This is a genomic window from Feifania hominis, assembly GCF_014384765.1.
Taxonomy (GTDB): Bacteria; Bacillota; Clostridia; order Oscillospirales; family Feifaniaceae; genus Feifania; species Feifania hominis.
Map to the genome: position 1 here is coordinate 405,112 of NZ_JACRSP010000001.1, position 17,501 is coordinate 422,612.

Genomic DNA, 17,501 nt, shown 5'->3' on the forward strand with positions numbered 1-17,501 from the left:
TTGGAAGAACAGACACTGATTGAGACAAGAGCCCTCTCGTTCTGGTATCAGGACCCCGACGAAGCTGAGCCGAGAAAGGTGCTGCGCGACATCAATCTCACCATACGAAAGGGTGAGTTTGTGGCCGTGCTCGGCCACAACGGCTGCGGCAAATCGACGCTTGCCAAGCACTTAAACGGCATCCTCGCGCCTTGCGAGGGTACGGTGCTCGTCGAAGGGATGGACACGCGCGATGAGAAGCGCCTCTTTGATATCCGCCAGCGGGTGGGCGTGGTCTTTCAAAACCCCGACAACCAGCTTGTGGCGACCATTGTCGAAGAGGATATCGCCTTTGGCCCTGAGAATCTGGGGCTGCCTCCGGAGAAGATCCGCGAGCGTGTGACCGAAGCGCTCACGGCAGTGGACATGCTCGAGTACCGCGAGCAGGCGCCGCATCACCTCTCGGGCGGCCAGAAGCAGCGCATCGCCATCGCGGGCGTCATCGCCATGCGGCCGGACTGCATCGTACTCGACGAGCCGACTGCCATGCTCGACCCCGTGGGGCGTGCCGAGGTGATGAAGACCATTTTACACCTCAACCGCGACGAGGGAATCACCGTTGTGCTCATCACCCACTACATGGCCGAGGCCGTACAGGCGGGGCGCGTCATCATCATGGACGAGGGGCGCGTTGTGCGCGACGCCGCGCCGCGCGAGGTCTTCTCGCAGGTGGAGTATCTGCGCTCCATCGGCCTGGAGGTGCCGCAGGCGACTGATCTTGTCCACCGGCTTCGCGCCGACGGCTATCCCGTCGGCGAGGCCATCACGACGCAGGAGTGCGTCGAGGCGCTGGCAAAACTTCTCAAGGGGAGCGCAGAGCATTGAACAGCATCAAGACAGAAAATCTGACATACACCTACGGCGTGGGCACTCCCTTTGTCAAGACGGCGATCGACCACGTTGATCTGGAGATTGCCGAGGGGGAATTTGTCGGCCTGATCGGGCACACGGGCAGCGGGAAGAGTACGCTGATCAAGCACTTCAACGGTCTGATGAAGCCCACCGAGGGGCGGGTCTTCATCGACGGAGAGGACATCTGGGCCGAGGGGGCCGACCGCAAGAAAATCCGATTTAAGGTGGGGCTGGTCTTTCAGTATCCCGAGTATCAGCTCTTTGAGGAGACGGTCTACAAGGACATCGCGTTCGGCCCGAAGAACATCGGCTACAGCGAACAGGAGATTGACGAGAGCGTACGGGAGGCGGCCGAGATGGTGGGACTGACGCCCGATTTGCTGGAGAAGTCGCCCTTTGAGCTCTCGGGCGGGCAGAAGCGGCGCGTGGCCATTGCGGGGGTGCTCGCCATGCGGCCGCGGATTCTGATTCTCGACGAACCGGCCGCAGGGCTCGACCCGCGCGGACGCGACGAGATACTGGCCCGGGTACGCGAGTATCACCAGCAGAAGAAATCGACGGTCGTTCTCGTCAGCCACAGCATGGAGGACGTCACGCGGTACGCCACGCGCGTGCTGTGCATGAGGGACGCCAAAATCGCCATGTACGGCACGGTCGACGAAATTTTCTCCCACAGTGAGCACCTCGCCGAAATCGGCCTTGGAGCGCCGCAGATCACCGATGTCATGATCGGTCTGCGCGCGCGCGGCATCCCGGTCGACACCGGCATCTATACAGTAGACGCCGCCGAGCGGGAGCTGCGCCGGCTGTTGCAGGGAGGTGAGCGCCTGTGCTGAAAGACATCACGCTCGGCCAGTATTTCCCGGGAAAGACCGCCGTTCACCGCATGGACCCGCGGGTGAAAATCGTGCTGACCATCGCCTACATTGTGCTTTTGTTTGTGGTGAAAAATCCGCTCGGCTACGCCGTGGTCTTCGCCATCTTTGCGGCGGTGCTTGCCATCTCGAAAATACCGCTCAAAGTGGTGCTCAAAGGGGTCAAGCCCATTTTGTTTCTGGTGGTGTTTGCCTCCATTCTCAACATCTTTTACAACCAGGACGGGCGGGAACTGCTGCACTTCTGGATCATCCGTGTGACGACCGGCGGCGTACAGACGGCCGCTTTTATGTCGTTTCGCATGGTGTTTCTCATCATGGGAACATCGCTTCTGACCTATACCACATCGCCGATTATGCTCACCGACGCCATCGAGCGGCTCTTAAAGCCGCTCAAGAAAATCAGGGTGCCGGTGCACGAACTCGCGATGATGATGACCATTGCGCTGCGCTTCATCCCGACGCTCATCGAGGAGACCGAGAAAATCATGGATGCGCAGAAAGCGCGCGGCGCCGATTTTGAGTCGGGTAATCTGCTGCACCGGGCAAAGGCGCTGGTACCGCTTCTCGTGCCGCTGTTCATCTCGGCTTTTCGCCGCGCCGATGAGCTCGCCATCGCCATGGAGAGCCGCTGCTACCGCGGCGACATCGGACGCACCCGTATGAAAGTTCTGCGGGTGGGCAGGGTCGACTATCTGTCCATTCTGTTCATCGCGCTGTGCTACGCGGGTGTCATCGCACTCAATATGATCGGCTGAATTTTTGGGAGGAAATCTTGAGAACCATCTGTCTGACGATCGGTTTTGACGGCACCGAATACCACGGCTACCAGATTCAGCGCGGCAAGAGGACCGTTCAGGGGACGCTTCAGCAGGCCGTGCGCCTCGTGCTGCCCGGCACGGTCTCGGTGACCGGCTGCGGGCGCACCGATGCGGGTGTGCACGCGCAGGTCTACTATGTGCGCGTGGTCACACAGAGTGAGATGCCGCTGCGCAAAATCCCGCTGGCACTCACGGCGAATCTCCCCGACGACATCACGGTGTACCGCGCGAGCGAAATGCCCGCCGATTTTCATCCCCGCTACAGCATGCAGTCCAAGGAGTACACCTACCGCATCTGGAATCGCCGCACAAGAAATCCCTTTCTGCTGCGCTACGCCTACCATGTGCCGCGGGCAGTCAACCGTGAGGCGATGCGCCTTGCGGCACGGGGCTTTCTGGGCACGCATGACTTTCGCTGCTGCCAGTCGGCAGGCTCCGACCAGGAGGACACCGTACGCACCATCTATGAGTGTGAGCTCACTGAGCGGGGAGATCTTCTCGAGCTCCGTATCCGGGGCAGCGGCTTTCTCTACAACATGGTGCGCATCATAGCGGGAACCGTTCTGGAGGCAGGCCTCGGCAGAATGGACCCCGCGGCTGTCGCGACTATTCTCGCAGGCGGCGAGCGCGCGCAGATGGGGCCGACCCTGCCGGCGCATGGCCTCGCCATGACCGCAGTTACCTACAAGGAGGGCTTTGTACCGTGAAACCGAAGAGACGCAGGAAAAAGCCCGTTGAAGAGCCGCGTGAGCAGCAGGTTGTCTTTGAGACGGTCTCCGGTGACCCGCAGGAGGACGAGACGGACGAGGCTGTACCGAGCGACTACACTCTGACGCAGACCGATGATTCCGCAGCGCAGCAGCTGCGCTACGAGGGACCGAAGCCTGTCGAGGGCGAGCAGTCTCCTGAGCGTAAAAGGCGCGTCAAAAAAGCCCGGCGGGCCCGCCGGGTTGTCGTGGCGCTGATTGTGGTGCTGCTCGGATTGTTCCTCTTTGCCAACCGTGAAGTTTTAAACCTTTACACACTTCGCAGCTTTCTCAACAGCATCGGAATCACCTGGTTTGGCGAGTCGCAGGTCTCGAGTTTTGAACTGGAACTGGATCTTTCGCAGACCAACCTCTTTGACTGCTACAGGGATTCCCTGGTTGTCCTGTCAAACTCGGGGCTTGAGCTGACAAGACTTACAGGCGCCCCACAGTACAGCGAGACCTTTCACTACAGCAACCCTGTTTTGCAGGTGCGCGACAGCAAAATTCTCACCTATGACAGGGGAGCGAAGTCACTCAAGACCGCAAACGGCTTTGGCCTCGACTTCGAGCTGACGACGGAGTATCCCATCCTGTCGGCAAAAATGGATGACAAGGGCAGCTTTGCCATTTTGACCACCTCAAAGAATTACAAGGCGCAGGCCATGGTCTACAACAGCTCCAATGAGGCGGTCTACCGCTGGAATTCCGCGAGCAGCTACATCAGCGACATCAGCCTCGACGAGGACAGCCACCGCCTTGCCATCGCCGGGTTCAACACCGGCGCGGCGGAGCTGAGCACAACCGTGACCATCATCGACTACCGCAGCGGCGAGATTGTGGCGGCGGGAGAACCCATTGACGGCCTTGTCGCAGCTCTCGACTACAACGCCGACGGCGGCCTGTTCGCGGTGACAGATGACGCGCTCTATGTACTCGGGCCGGATGGGGCGCAGCGCGGCGTCTACCACTTTGGCGACAGCACGCTCTCGGCGGCATCCGCCGAGCTTGAAAACGGAGCGCTTTTGATTCTCAGCCATCACGTAGCGGGCACGAGTCTGTCGATGGTGGGGGTGGACACCTTTGGCAAGGTGATGTTTGAGATTGCGCTCGACAGCTATGTCGAGGACCTTGCGGTCAGCGACAAGGCGATATTGCTACTGGTAAACAACCGGGCTTTGTTATATAATTCTAGTGGCGAGCTGCAAAATACCATCTCGGTCAGCGACGATGTGCGCAAGGTGGCGGTCACGTCACGTCAGCAGGCGCTCATTCTCGAGCTGAACGAAGTGACGGTGGTGCAGTAGCCCTCTCAAACCATGCGAACAAAGGAGAATCTATGACTGCAATTTTAGATCTGGCAACGGTTGGTATCGTCTGCCTGAGCCTTGTACTGTGTTACCGGCGCGGGTTTGTGCGTTCGCTTGCCAACATGGTGGGAACACTGATCTCGCTCGGTATCGCGTTCTTTTTCAGCGGCAAACTCGGCGCACTGATCAGCAGGGCGTTTATCGCCCCGATTTTTCAGAACAAAGTGGACGACTATCTGACCCACCTCGCGCCGGCTGCGACGCAGGGGACGGTGGGCGATCCGGTGGCGTCTCTGTTTGAGCAGATGCCCGAGGTCTTTCAGAATTTTCTGAACAAGTTCAGCGTCAACGCCGAAGCGCTCAAGCAATCAGTCCTCGGCGCGCCCGAGAGTGAAGTGCGCCAGACTGTGGTAAGCGCCGTGGCGGATCCCATGGCGACTGCGGTGAGCAATCTCATTGCCTTCGTGATCTTGTTTCTCGGCTCGCTTCTGCTGATCAATCTTCTCACACGGGCGCTCGACCTGGTCTGTCATCTGCCGATTCTTCACTCGGTCAACAAGCTGCTCGGGCTTGCGCTCGGCGCGGTCAACGCGCTTTTGGTTCTCTTTGTACTGTGCTCGCTGCTCACGTATTTCATGCCGTTTATTCAGAATTACTTCGGCGTGGAATCGGGGATCGACAGCATCTCAAAGACGCTGGTGTTCAAGTACATCTATGTGATGAATCCGTTCACGGGGCTTCTCAAATAACTTCGATGCTGGGGTGTAAAACAAGATGAATTTACCGAATGCGCTCTCCATTTTTCGATTGATTCTGGTTCCGGTCTTCCTGCTCGCATTTTTCATGCCGATTGAAAATAACTATCTGGTGGCCTGTTTTGTTTTTATTCTCTCAGGCATCACCGATTATATGGACGGCTATATCGCGCGCAAGTACGGCCAGATCACCGACCTTGGAAAGTTGCTCGACCCGCTGGCTGACAAGATGATGCAGACAACGGTGTTCTTCTGCCTGTGGAGCGCCGATATTGTCCCACTGTGGGTTTTTCTGATCTTTCTTGGCAAAGAGGTCATCCAGATTCTGCTCAGCTCAAAACTCTATAATAAAGAGAATGTCGTGGTGCAATCTAATTGGTATGGCAAGGTCGCGACCGGTGTGTTCTACCTTGTCGTCTTTTTGATTTTGGTACTCGATTTGCCGCCGCAGTGGAATCTGTTACTGGTGTTCTTCGCCCTCGGCTGGGCGGTCTTCGCCTTTGTGATGTACGGCGTGGCCTACCGCGGCGTACTCAAAGCGGAGTTCGACCGCATGCGGGGAAAGAACAGACAACAAAAAGAGCAGAAAGATTGACGGGCTCTAGTAAGGAGATTATTGAAATATGTTATGTTCGCGCTGTAAAAAACGAATGGCAGTGGTGTTTATCACAAGGATGGAGGGGGACAAGACCATCAACGAGGGCATCTGCCTCCAGTGCGCGGTCGAACTCGGCATCAAGCCGGTGGGCGACATGATGAACCAGATGGGCATCAAGCCCGAAGATCTGGAAAACGTAGAGCAGGAGATGACATCGCTGATGAACATGATGCAGCAGCAGAATGAAGACAGCGGCGATGAGGACTTTGAGGAGGGCGGCGCGCACACATTTCCGTTTATGCAGAATTTTCTGGGCAATGCTCTGACTCCGCAGCAGGAAGGGCAGGAGGGCCAGAGCGGCGAGCGGCAGCAGACGGAGGATGAGGGGCGTGAGAAGCGCAAGAGCAAGAAGTCGAAGTATCTCGACAGCTATTGCATCAATCTGACCGCCCGTGCCAGGAGCGGCGAACTCGACCGGGTGGTTGGGCGCGAAAAGGAGATCTACCGGGTCATACAGATTCTCAACCGCAGAACCAAGAACAACCCCTGCCTGATCGGCGAGCCGGGTGTCGGCAAGACCGCCATCGCCGAGGGCCTCGCCCAGCGCATTGCGGCGGGCGAGGTGCCGGCAAAGCTCTTTGATCGGGAGGTCTATCTGCTCGATTTGACGGCGCTTGTCGCGGGCACGCAGTTTCGCGGTCAGTTTGAGAGCCGCATCAAAAACCTCATCGAGGAGATCAAGAACAAGGGAAACGTCATTCTGGTGATCGACGAAGTGCACAATCTTGTCGGCGCGGGCGACGCCGAGGGCTCTATGAGCGCGGCGAATATTCTCAAGCCCGCCCTGTCGCGCGGCGAGGTACAGGTCATCGGTGCGACAACATTTACCGAGTATCGCAAGTACATCGAAAAGGACGCGGCGCTCGAGCGGCGCTTTCAACCGGTCACGGTGGAGGAGCCGTCGGTTGAGTCGGCCGTGCAGATGCTCGAGGGCATCAAGCAGTACTACGAGCAGTATCACGGCGTGGTGCTCTCGGACAGCATCGTGCGCCGGGCGGTCGCTCTCTCGGAGCGCTACATCACCGACCGCTATCTGCCCGATAAGGCGATTGACCTGATCGATGAGGCGGCGAGCACTGCCAACATGGAGGATACCGACGCCAATCGCCTCGGGGCGCTCAAGCGCCAGCTCTGCGATGTGATGCGCGCTCAGGCGGCGCTTGAGCCGAGCGACAGCGAGGAGTTCTACGCTGAGAACGCGCGTCTCAAATCGGAGGAGCTTCGCCTGCAAAAGGAGATTGCATCGCTGCGCGATGTGCACAAGCTCATCGAGGTCACCGAGGAGGACCTCGCGCGCGTGATCGAGCTCTGGACGGGGATTCCCGCTTCTAAGATCAAGGAGGAGGAGCTGCAGCAGCTTCAGAATCTCGGGGAACGCCTGCGCCGGCGCATCGTCGGACAGGACGAGGCGATCGACGCCGTCTGCGCCGCGATCCGCCGCAACCGCGTGGGCATCAGCCCCAAGAAAAAGCCGGTCTCGTTCATTTTCACGGGTCCGACGGGAGTGGGGAAGACCGAGCTTGTAAAAACCCTCTCAGCCGAGCTTTTTGATTCGCCGGAGACCATGATCCGCCTCGACATGTCGGAGTTTATGGAGAAGCACTCGGTCTCGCGCATCATCGGCTCGCCGCCCGGCTATGTCGGCTATGACGACGCGGGACAGCTCACGGAGAAAATCCGCCGCAAGCCCTACTCGGTGGTGCTCTTTGATGAGATTGAAAAGGCACACCCGGATGTGCTGAACATTCTGCTTCAGATTCTCGACGATGGACGCATCACCGACGCCCACGGCAAGACTGTGAACTTTGAGAACACCATCATCGTCATGACCTCCAACGCCGGCAGCGAGAGGAAAGAGGGCGTGGTCGGCTTCAACAAGAGCGATGACGACCGGTCGGGCGAGAAAGCCATGCGCGCGCTCGAGCAGTTTTTGCGGCCCGAGTTTTTAAACCGCGTCGACGAGGTCATCGCATTTCATCCGCTCACACCCGAGAACTGCCGTCAGATCGCCCGGATCATGATGGAGGATCTTAAGGGGTCTCTGAGCGCAAAGGCAGTGGAGCTGCGCTATGACGACGCCGTGCTCGACTACATTGTGGAGAAGGCATACTCCAACAAATACGGCGCTCGCAACCTGCGGCGCACCATTGAGAAAAAGATTGAGGATCGCATCGCGACCATCTTTGTTGAGAACGCCGGTCGGCAGATCGACGTGCTGGTGGTCGGGGTCGAGGCAGGTGAGATCACAGTCAAAGATTTCTAAAATGTCCGGTTGACAACAAGTCCTGAATCGTGTATAGTATTTAAGGCAACGGAGCTGCCGAGCGTTCCGTTGCCTTTCCTAACCGCAGGTGTAGTTCAATGGTAGAATGTCAGCCTTCCAAGCTGAACACGTGGGTTCGATTCCCATCACCTGCTCCAAGATTTGCGCCTGTAGCTCAGCTGGATAGAGCAACTGCCTTCTAAGCAGTGGGCCAGGGGTTCGAGTCCCTTCAGGCGCGCCATTCATATGGTGGGTATAGCTCAGTTGGTTAGAGCGCTAGATTGTGGCTCTAGAGGCCGTCGGTTCGAATCCGACTATCCACCCCAAATTTCCCCTTTAGTGGGATGTAGCCAAGTCGGTAAGGCACAGGACTTTGACTCCTGCATTTCGCTGGTTCGAGTCCAGCCATCCCAACCACGTCGGAGCAAAGTCCGCTTTGCTCCGCTTTCCTTTTCGCAAAAAGGAAAGCATGCGCTGCACTCCCTTGCTCCTCCTTTCCCCATGCGCGAAGGCGCACGGGGACCCCGTTGAAAAAGACTCCCCGGAAACCTTGATAAATCAAGGCTTCCGGGGTTTTTCTTTTTTCCTTTATCTGGGTTGCAATATTCTGCCCAATGCCGATAAATTCCGTTAAAACGTACCTTTTTGTCGTCAAATTGTCGTCAAAATACATAACGAACCTCGAGTCCGGTCATCCCAACCGCATAGGAGTGTGCTCTCTTTATGCGCAGAGGCGCACGGAGCCACACTGGAAAGAAAAACCCCGAAAAGCCTGATTTATCAGTCTTTTCGGGGTTTTTTCTGCCAGTCGGAGTAAGTCAAACGAAACTCTCTGACTCAGCCATAGATTTTTTTCAAAATGGGCAGCAGGTGCTCGGCCGCTTTGGAGGCGGCGGTGTGCTGATCGGGCTCCTGGCGGACTTCGACGGTGTAGGTGCCGTCAAAGCCGGTGTCGTGAAACGTGCGGATGACCTTTTCAAAGTCAATGCCGCAGGCGCCGGGGTACATGCGGTTGTTGTCGGCGAGATGAACGTGGAGATTATAGGGGGCGTAGGTCTTGATCGCTTCGATGTAATCCGGCTCTTCGACATAGAGGTGGAACAGATCGAGCATGAGCATCAGATTCGGCCGATCCACCTTTTTGACGATGTCAAGAGCCTCGCCGAGGGTGTTGAGATAGTTGGTAAAGACAAAGGCGCCCGTCTCAAGCGCGAAGCTGACGCCCTTTTGCGCCGCGTAGTCACACACTTCGCGAAATCCCTCGATCTCATAGCGCTCGGTCTGTTCCTCGGTGTTGCCGGGCCAGCGCTTACCGCGAAGAAGTCCCGCGTTGATGTTTGCGCCCATGTAGGCCGCGAGATCGATGAGCTCTTTGGTGCGGCGCATGGTCTCGCGGCGGACGTTCTCGTCGGGGGAGGTAAACGTGTAGCCGAGCCGGCCGACCTCGCCCGTACAGATCAGCGAGACCGACAGGCCGTTTTTCTCAACCAGTTTTTTGACCGTGGCCCAGTCATAGGTCGAGGGGTCTGTTGTCATCAGTTCAACCGCGTTGTAGCCAAATGAGGCGATGTCGGCAAGGCTCTTTTCAAGTTTGCCCTGGTAGCAGGTCATTGTGGGGTCGTAGGGGAGTTCTTCGGTCGCGATCTGATAGGCGAATTTCATGGAAGTACCTCCTTATGATTGTATTGAAATTGTTATCTCTAAAGTACCATAATGCCCCCATCCCGTCAAGGGACACAGACGGCAAAACGGCGCCTGTTTGTCTGCTCTTGACACAACTGTTCAAACGCGCTATACTCAAACAAACGAATAGCCACTTCGGGGCGGGGTGAAAGTCCCCACCGGCGGTAAAGCGGCCATGGCCGACGAGTCCGAGAGCGAGAGCAGAGACGGTTGGATCCTGTCACCGACAGTAGAGTCTGGATGAAATGAAGTGAACAGCCGCACGTTGTCGTGCGCTGATCCCGATGTGTGCATCGGGATTTTTTTATTGCAGGAGTGATTGTCATGGATCAGAAAATCAACCGCCTTGTCCGCCTTGCGCTTCTCGCCGCCGTTTCGGTGGTGCTGATGTATCTTGTGCGCATTCCGTGGCCCGCAGCCCCCTTTCTGGAGTACGACCCGGCCGACGTATCCATCATGATCGGCACCTTTTTCTATGGCCCGGTCGCGGGGCTTGCCCTCACGGTTGTGGTGTCCGCCATTCAGGCTCTGACGGTGAGCGCCGCGTCGCAGTGGTACGGCTTTGTGATGCATGTCATCGCGACCGGGACACTGGTTCTCGTAACGAGCTTTGTACTGCGCCGCGGCGGAATGAAAAACCGGATGGCCTGGGCCCTTGTCATCGGCACGCTCTCCATGGCTGCCGTGATGGTGCCGGCGAATCTGCTGCTCACCCCGCTGTATATGCAGGTGCCGTCCGAGGCGGTTGTGGAACTGCTTTTGCCGGCGATTCTGCCGTTTAACCTTGTCAAGGCTGGAATCAACTGCGTGGTTGCCTGGCTCGTCTACGGTGGAGTAAGCCGCGTAATCAAAGCCCGGTGAGGCAAAAGTCATACATTTTTCTTACAAAGTTTGCGTTCTGTTTGAGCGCGGGTGAGGAATCTGGTATACTAATACCTGTGTCAGGAAAACGATCGAATGGGGTGTTGGTTTGCCGTTTTTTTCTCAGCTTCACCATGTTCTCTATGTGATGGGCCTCTCCATGGTGCCCGTCATCGAGCTGCGCGGCTCCATCTTTCTGGGCGCCGGGCTCGGCTTGCCGTGGGTGGAGACCTTTGTCGCCGCGGTGATCGGCAACATGATTCCGGTGCCGTTTATCATTCTGCTCGGCCGGCAGATTTTAAAGCTGCTCAAAAAGATACCACTGACCATGAAGCTCGGCGTGTGGCTCGAGGAGAAGGCTCTTGCCAAGAGCGACAAGATCCGAAAATACTCCTTTTGGGGTCTTGTACTGTTTGTAGGGATTCCGCTGCCCGGTACCGGAGCATGGACGGGCGCGCTGATTGCATGTCTGCTGCGCTTGCGGCTCAACTACGCGCTGCCCGCCATTTTCATCGGCGTTCTTGCCGCGGGCTTTATCGTCTCCGGCGTCGCCTATGGCTTTCTGGGGTTTTTGAGCTTTTTGGCTTGACAGCCGGTACGGCCGATGATACGATAGAAACACAAGTGAATAGCTCCTTATCAAGAGCGGCTGAGGGACAGGCCCGATGAAGCCCGACAACCTGCGAAAGCAAGGTGTCAAATCCTGCGGTGAATGCCGAAAGATGAGGTTAGAGCTCCCTGTCTTTTGGCGGGGAGCTTTTTATGACCAGAACAGGGGAGAGAGACAATGAAACAGAGAACACTATTTACCTCCGAGTCGGTGACTGAGGGCCATCCCGACAAGGTGTGTGACCGGATTTCCGACGCCGTGCTCGACGCGATTCTCGCTGACGACCCGCAGGCACGCGTGGCCTGTGAGACGGCCTGCACGACCGGTATGGTACTCGTCATGGGTGAGATCAGCACCAGTACCTATGTGGACATTCCGAAGCTGGTGCGCTCCACACTGCGCGACATCGGCTACAGCGGCGGCCGGTTTGGCTTTGACTGTGACAGCTGCGCGGTGCTCACCTCAATCGACGAGCAGTCCGGCGACATCGCCATGGGCGTTGACCGCGCACTCGAGGAGAAAAACGGCGAGATTCAGGATGGAAAGTCGACCGGTGCGGGGGATCAGGGACTGATGTTCGGCTTTGCCTGCGACGAGACGCCGGAGCTGATGCCAATGCCGATTGCGCTGGCACACCGGATGGCGCGCCGCCTGACCGAGGTGCGCCGCGAGGGGATATTGCCCTATCTCGGACCGGACGGCAAGACCCAGGTGACCATTGAGTATGAGGACGACCGGCCGGTGCGTGTGGACACGGTGGTCGTCTCCTCGCAGCACACAGTGGACGCCGATATTGAGAAGCTGCGCCGCGACATTCTGAATTTTGTCATCCGGCCGATTGTTCCCGAGAACATGATGGATGAGAACACAAAGGTTTTCATCAATCCGACCGGCCGCTTTGTCGTGGGCGGACCGGAGGGAGACGCTGGGCTGACAGGGCGCAAGATCATCGTCGACACCTATGGCGGCTATGCCCGCCACGGCGGCGGCGCTTTCTCGGGCAAGGACCCGACAAAAGTGGACCGCAGCGCCTGCTATGCGGCGCGGCACATCGCGAAGAATGTCGTCGCGGCGGGCCTTGCTAGAAAGTGTGAAGTACAGCTCGCATATGCCATCGGCGTGGCGAAGCCCGTATCCATCCGGGTGGATACATATGGCACCAGTACCCTCACCGACGAGGCGATTTCAAAGCTCGTCGCAGACCACTTCGATCTGAGGCCGGCGGCCATCATCGAGACGTTTGATCTGCGCCGCCCCATCTACAGCCCGCTCTCGGCTTACGGCCACTTCGGACGCGAGGAGCTCGATGTGCCGTGGGAGAGAACCGATCGGGCAGATGAGCTTCGCCTCGCCGCGCAAAAACTCTGAGTCTGTCGAGGGAAATCACTGTCAAAAACAAAACCACCTCATAGGATAGTGTGAGGTGGTTTTACTATGTTAAAATTTGTTTTTCTGACGATTGTCATCTTTTTCGCGGCCCTCGGCATGTTCTATTTTCTCAATGATATGAAAAAAACAATCTACAGCAATTACCGGATTCATGGTAAAATCATGGTGATCGTACCGCTGCTCGATGCGGCCGACACGACAGAGTACACGGTGCGCAGCGCCGAGGCGGCCGCGCAGGATATGGCCGAGCGCTATGCGGCGGATGTGAATGTGACGGTGATCGACTGCGGAATCGGCGAGGAGAGCCGGCGCATCGTTGAGAAACTTCAGCGTGAGTACGAGAATGTGGAATGCTATGGAAAGGGCGATTCCTATCCGCTGTGAAGTGGTATCGCCGACGGAAATGGGGATGATAAAATGGGACTGCTCGCGGGATTGCTCGACGCGCTGTATCCCAGGCGCTGTCCGTTTTGCGGGACTCTGACAGGGCGGGAGGGACCGTGCGAAAACTGTGAGCGGGAGCTGACGCTCATCGCTCTGCCGCGCTGTCACCTGTGCGGCTGCGCGGCTGACGAGTGTTCCTGCGAGCCGCCGCGACCCGAATACAATGCCGTGGTGGCCCCGTTTTACTATGAAAATGCTGTCAAGAGGGGAATTTACCGGCTGAAATTTCGCGGGGCAAAACGCGCGGCGGAGCCGTTTTCGGCTTACATGGCCGACTGCTATGAGCGCGAGTTCGCAGGGCTGGGGCTCGACTTTGCCGTGGCGGTCCCTCTGACAAAGCGCGGCCGGCGTCTTCGCGGCTACAACCAGGCGCAGCAGCTCGCGCGCGGACTCTGCCGGCGAATTGGTCTGCCCTTTGCCGAGGGCGTTTTGGTAAAGCTCAAAGACAACCCGCCGCAGCACCGCGTGAAGAGAAGAGAACGGGTTAGTAATGTGTACGGCGTCTTTGCCGTCTCGCCCAAAGCGCAGGTCGAGGGAAAGAACATTTTGCTGGTCGACGATGTCAAAACAACAGGCGCCACACTCTCCGAGTGCGCAAAAATGCTGAAAATAGCCGGGGCAAAATCCGTGTTTTGCGTGACGCTGGCAGTCACAGGCCTGAAACGGCGCAGAAACAGCGCAGAAAACCAAACAAGTAGTTGCCAAATGCGCCAAACTGTGACAAAATAGTATTTGTATTTTTCATTGCATTCCTGCTAACATATTACTGTTACAGAACAGAGAAGCTTTGTGAGGTGTGTCGGATGTACAAAGAGATCGGAATGGACCTTGGTACCTCGAGTGTACTGGTGTTCATCAAAAATAAGGGTATTGTTCTTCGCGAGCCGTCGGTCGTGGCGATCGACCGGCTCTCCAACAAGGTGCTTGCGGTAGGTACAGAGGCACAGAAGATGCTCGGGCGCACCCCCGGCAACATCGTCGCCATCCGACCGCTGCGCGACGGCGTCATATCGGACTATGAGATGACCGAGAAGATGATCAAGTACTTTCTCAAGAAAGTGCTCGGCTTCTCGCTGTTCAAACCCCGCGTGATGATTTGCGTTCCAAGCGGCATCACCGAGGTTGAAGAGCGCGCCGTCATTGACGCTGCCATTCAGTCGGGCGCGAAAAAGGCCTACCTCGTCGAGGAGCCCGTCGCGGCCGCCATCGGCGCGGGCATTGACATCAACCGCGCAAACGGCAGCATGGTCATCGACGTCGGCGGCGGTACCACCGACATCGCCGTCATCTCGCTCGGCGGCGTGGTCGTCAGCGAATCGATCAAAATTGCAGGCGACAAGTTTGACGAAGCCATCATCAAATTCTGCCGCAGAAAGCACAATGTGCTCATCGGTGAGCGCAGCGCCGAGAAGATCAAAATGGAAATCGGCTGCCTGTTCCCCATGGAGGAGAAGATGTCGGTCGACGTCAAGGGCCGCTGCATGCTCACAGGTTTCCCGAAGATTGTGACCATCACCTCCGACGAGATTCTCGAGGCGCTCGAGGAGTGCGCCTCCTCCATTCTCGAGGCGGTTCATGCGGTTCTCGAGCGCACCCCGCCGGAGCTCGCAGGCGACATCGTCGCAAACGGCATCATCATGACCGGCGGCGGCAGCCTGATTCACGGCTTCGACAAGCTCATCCAGTTTAAGACCGGCATCAAAACGGTGGTGGCGGATGATGCGATCTCCTGCGTGGCAAAGGGAACGGGCGAGTGCCTTTCGATGCTCGCAAACATCCCCGACGGCACGCTCAATCTGGCGCGCAACCGCGAGATGCAATACTGATTTGGCCATTTTCAACAGTCCGCTCTGCGCGGACTGTTTTGTTTCTCTGTGCTTTTGACAATTCTCGGCCGGGCGGTTGACTTCTGTCTTTTTCCTAACTATAATGAATGAAATTACTTCATAAAAAACAGCGCGAAATAAATAGAGAAGGAGACTGGTTATGGCATTTTATTATGATGAGCCCTCCCATACTTTTAGTGAATATCTTCTGGTGCCGGGTTACTCCTCGTCTGAGTGCGTACCTGCCAATGTGTCGCTCAAGACGCCGGTTGTGAAATTCAAAAAGGGGGAGCAACCCTCTCTGACCATGAACATTCCGCTGGTCTCTGCAATCATGCAGGCGGTCTCCGACGACAGAATGGCCATTGCCCTCGCCAAGGAGGGCGGCATCTCGTTTATCTATGGCTCACAGAGCATTGAGAGCGAGGCCGAGATGGTCGCGCGTGTCAAGAGCTACAAGGCGGGCTTTGTGCGCAGCGACTCGAACATCCGTCCGGATCAGACGCTGGCCGACATTCTCGCGCTCAAGGAGAAAAACGGCCACTCCACCGTGGCGGTCACCGACGACGGCACGGCCGACGGCAAACTGCTCGGCATTGTCACGAGCCGCGACTACCGCGTCAGCCGCATGGACCTGTCGACAAAGGTCAGTGAGTTTATGACGCCTTTCGAAAAACTCATCTGGGCCGAGGACGGCACCACCCTCAAAGAGGCAAACGACATCATCTGGGATCACAAGCTCAACTCTCTTCCGATTGTGGACAAGAATCAGCGCCTGACCTATTTTGTCTTCCGGAAAGATTACTCCGCCCACAAGGAGAATCCGCTCGAGCTGCTTGACTCACTCAAGCGCTATGTCGTCGGTGCGGGCATCAATACCCGCGACTATGCCGAGCGCGTTCCGGCACTGGTTGAGGCGGGCGCCGACGTGCTGTGCATCGACTCCTCCGAGGGCTTCAGCGAGTGGCAGAAGCGCACGCTCGACTTCATCCGTGAGAAGTACGGCGATACCGTCAAAGTGGGCGCCGGAAACGTGGTCGACCGGGAGGGCTTTCTCTTCCTCGCCGAGGCAGGCGCCGACTTTGTCAAAGTCGGCATCGGCGGCGGCTCCATCTGCATCACGCGCGAGACCAAAGGCATCGGCCGTGGCCAGGCCACGGCGCTCATCGAGGTCTGCAAGGCCCGCGACGAGTACTATGAGAGAACCGGTATCTATGTGCCAGTCTGCTCCGACGGCGGCATTGTCCACGATTACCATGTGACGCTCGCCCTTGCGATGGGCGCCGACTTCATCATGCTCGGGCGCTATTTCTCCCGCTTTGACGAGAGCCCCACAAACAAGGTCAACATCAACGGCAACTACATGAAAGAGTACTGGGGCGAGGGCAGCAACCGCGCGAGAAACTGGCAGCGCTATGATCTCGGCGGCGACAAGAAGCTCTCCTTTGAGGAGGGGGTCGACTCCTATGTGCCCTATGCGGGGCCCCTCAAGGACAATGTGTCGCTGACGCTCGGCAAGGTCAAATCGACCATGTGCAACTGCGGGGCGCTCACCATTGCGGAGCTCCAGCAGAAAGCGAAGATCACACTGGTCTCGGCGACCAGCATTGTCGAGGGCGGCGCGCACGATGTGCTGCTCAAAGACAAGACCGTGAGCGTGGTAAAATAGCTGCAAAGCGGCTGTTTCATGGAACGCATTGCGAGATAGGTCCCTGTGGGACGGCCGAAAACATGGCCACATTGTAAAGTTCTGATTGAGAAGAGCGGATGCGCCCGGCGCATCCGCTCTCTTCCAAGGGGGAGGCACTGTGGAATTTTATCTGAGACCCTGGCGGGAGAGTGACGCCGAGAGCATTGCGCGCTACGCCGCTGACTGGGAGGTGGCACGGAATCTGCGCGATGTCTTTCCACATCCCTATGCACTCGCGGATGCCCGGGATTACATTGCAAGCTGCCTTTCACAGGGGGAAGAAGACCGGCTTTGCCGCGCCATTGAGGCGGATGGAGAGGCGGTCGGGAGCATCGGCGTGTTTGTCGGAAAAGACGTCTACCGAAAAAGCGCCGAGCTCGGATACTGGCTCGCGAAACCCTACTGGGGCAGAGGAATCATGAGCGCGGCGGTGCGGCAGATGACCTGCATGGCCTTTGAGCGCTTTGACATTGTGCGTGTTTACGCCGAGCCCTATGCGCGAAACGCCGGTTCGCGGCGGGTGCTGGAAAAGGCGGGTTTTGTGCTCGAGGGCACGCTGCGCCGAAGCGTATTCAAAGGCGGCGAACTGCTTGACTCCTGCGTCTACGCACGACTGCGCGAAGAGGAGTAGGGCGGCGGGCGTAAAAGCCGGCGTTTTGATGCGCCGGCTTTTTGTGTT

Annotated in this window: 17 protein-coding genes, 4 tRNA genes and 2 riboswitches; of the genes, 20 read left to right on the forward strand and 1 reads right to left on the reverse strand. The window is 57.6% G+C overall.

Going from position 1 to position 17,501, the window contains the following annotated elements:
- The 12 genes from H8695_RS01910 to H8695_RS01965 all read left to right on the forward strand — a co-directional run bounded on the left by H8695_RS01910 (position 1) and on the right by H8695_RS01965 (position 8,736).
- The gene (locus H8695_RS01910) at positions 1 to 864 is read left to right on the forward strand and encodes an energy-coupling factor transporter ATPase (RefSeq protein ID WP_249299184.1); all 864 of its coding nucleotides are present in this window, start codon (positions 1 to 3) and stop codon (positions 862 to 864) included.
- On the forward strand, positions 861 to 1,727 hold the full coding sequence (locus tag H8695_RS01915) for an energy-coupling factor transporter ATPase (protein ID WP_249299185.1): 867 nt from the start codon (positions 861 to 863) through the stop codon (positions 1,725 to 1,727). The genes H8695_RS01910 and H8695_RS01915 overlap by 4 nt, the downstream gene beginning before the upstream one ends.
- Positions 1,721 to 2,524, forward strand: coding sequence for a CbiQ family ECF transporter T component (locus H8695_RS01920; protein WP_249299186.1), 804 nt, complete (start codon positions 1,721 to 1,723; stop codon positions 2,522 to 2,524). Before H8695_RS01915 ends, H8695_RS01920 begins: the two co-directional genes overlap by 7 nt.
- A gap of 17 nt (positions 2,525 to 2,541) precedes the next feature.
- Positions 2,542 to 3,294 carry a tRNA pseudouridine(38-40) synthase TruA gene (truA, locus tag H8695_RS01925; protein ID WP_249299187.1) on the forward strand — a complete coding sequence of 251 codons (753 nt, stop codon included), beginning with the start codon at positions 2,542 to 2,544 and terminating at the stop codon, positions 3,292 to 3,294.
- Positions 3,291 to 4,640 carry a DUF5711 family protein gene (locus tag H8695_RS01930; RefSeq protein ID WP_249299188.1) on the forward strand — a complete coding sequence of 450 codons (1,350 nt, stop codon included), beginning with the start codon at positions 3,291 to 3,293 and terminating at the stop codon, positions 4,638 to 4,640. Before truA ends, H8695_RS01930 begins: the two co-directional genes overlap by 4 nt.
- A gap of 32 nt (positions 4,641 to 4,672) precedes the next feature.
- The gene (locus H8695_RS01935; protein ID WP_249299189.1) at positions 4,673 to 5,392 is read left to right on the forward strand and encodes a CvpA family protein; all 720 of its coding nucleotides are present in this window, start codon (positions 4,673 to 4,675) and stop codon (positions 5,390 to 5,392) included.
- A gap of 25 nt (positions 5,393 to 5,417) precedes the next feature.
- Positions 5,418 to 5,993, forward strand: a complete 576-nt coding sequence (gene pgsA, locus H8695_RS01940) for a CDP-diacylglycerol--glycerol-3-phosphate 3-phosphatidyltransferase (protein ID WP_249299190.1) — start codon at positions 5,418 to 5,420, stop codon at positions 5,991 to 5,993.
- Between the two features lie 55 nt (positions 5,994 to 6,048).
- Positions 6,049 to 8,319 carry an ATP-dependent Clp protease ATP-binding subunit gene (locus tag H8695_RS01945; RefSeq protein WP_430413282.1) on the forward strand — a complete coding sequence of 757 codons (2,271 nt, stop codon included), beginning with the start codon at positions 6,049 to 6,051 and terminating at the stop codon, positions 8,317 to 8,319.
- Positions 8,320 to 8,403: 84 nt separating this feature from the next.
- Positions 8,404 to 8,477 (forward strand) — tRNA-Gly (locus tag H8695_RS01950).
- 6 nt (positions 8,478 to 8,483) lie between these two features.
- Positions 8,484 to 8,560: transfer RNA gene (locus tag H8695_RS01955), tRNA-Arg, on the forward strand.
- Positions 8,561 to 8,568: 8 nt separating this feature from the next.
- Positions 8,569 to 8,645 (forward strand) — tRNA-His (locus tag H8695_RS01960).
- A 14-nt stretch (positions 8,646 to 8,659) separates the two neighbouring features.
- Positions 8,660 to 8,736 (forward strand) — tRNA-Gln (locus H8695_RS01965).
- Positions 8,737 to 9,156: 420 nt separating this feature from the next.
- Here the strand turns inward: H8695_RS01965 and H8695_RS01970 are convergent.
- Positions 9,157 to 9,981 (reverse strand): sugar phosphate isomerase/epimerase family protein, encoded by an 825-nt coding sequence (locus tag H8695_RS01970; protein WP_249299192.1) that lies wholly within the window; start codon positions 9,979 to 9,981, stop codon positions 9,157 to 9,159.
- 148 nt (positions 9,982 to 10,129) lie between these two features.
- Positions 10,130 to 10,259, forward strand: a riboswitch (FMN riboswitch).
- 67 nt (positions 10,260 to 10,326) lie between these two features.
- Here H8695_RS01970 and H8695_RS01975 point away from each other — a divergent pair.
- The 8 genes from H8695_RS01975 (at position 10,327) to H8695_RS02010 (ending at position 17,453) form a co-directional block, all read left to right on the forward strand.
- Positions 10,327 to 10,863, forward strand: coding sequence for an ECF transporter S component (locus H8695_RS01975; protein ID WP_249299193.1), 537 nt, complete (start codon positions 10,327 to 10,329; stop codon positions 10,861 to 10,863).
- Positions 10,864 to 10,972: 109 nt separating this feature from the next.
- Complete coding sequence (locus tag H8695_RS01980; protein WP_249299194.1) at positions 10,973 to 11,452, forward strand: COG2426 family protein; 480 nt, start codon at positions 10,973 to 10,975, stop codon at positions 11,450 to 11,452.
- 44 nt (positions 11,453 to 11,496) lie between these two features.
- A riboswitch (SAM riboswitch) is annotated at positions 11,497 to 11,592 on the forward strand.
- Positions 11,593 to 11,650: 58 nt separating this feature from the next.
- A complete protein-coding gene (metK, locus tag H8695_RS01985; RefSeq protein ID WP_249299195.1) occupies positions 11,651 to 12,841 on the forward strand; it encodes a methionine adenosyltransferase in 1,191 nt (396 codons plus the stop codon).
- Between the two features lie 66 nt (positions 12,842 to 12,907).
- Positions 12,908 to 13,246 (forward strand): hypothetical protein, encoded by a 339-nt coding sequence (locus H8695_RS01990; protein WP_249299196.1) that lies wholly within the window; start codon positions 12,908 to 12,910, stop codon positions 13,244 to 13,246.
- 33 nt (positions 13,247 to 13,279) lie between these two features.
- Positions 13,280 to 14,035, forward strand: a complete 756-nt coding sequence (locus H8695_RS01995) for a ComFC family protein (protein WP_249299197.1) — start codon at positions 13,280 to 13,282, stop codon at positions 14,033 to 14,035.
- 74 nt (positions 14,036 to 14,109) lie between these two features.
- The gene (gene mreB, locus H8695_RS02000) at positions 14,110 to 15,132 is read left to right on the forward strand and encodes a rod shape-determining protein (RefSeq protein WP_249299198.1); all 1,023 of its coding nucleotides are present in this window, start codon (positions 14,110 to 14,112) and stop codon (positions 15,130 to 15,132) included.
- Between the two features lie 160 nt (positions 15,133 to 15,292).
- Positions 15,293 to 16,801, forward strand: a complete 1,509-nt coding sequence (locus tag H8695_RS02005; protein WP_249299199.1) for an IMP dehydrogenase — start codon at positions 15,293 to 15,295, stop codon at positions 16,799 to 16,801.
- Between the two features lie 139 nt (positions 16,802 to 16,940).
- Entirely contained in the window at positions 16,941 to 17,453 is a 513-nt protein-coding gene (locus H8695_RS02010) for a GNAT family N-acetyltransferase (RefSeq protein ID WP_249299200.1), read from the forward strand.
- Positions 17,454 to 17,501: the final 48 nt, after the last annotated feature.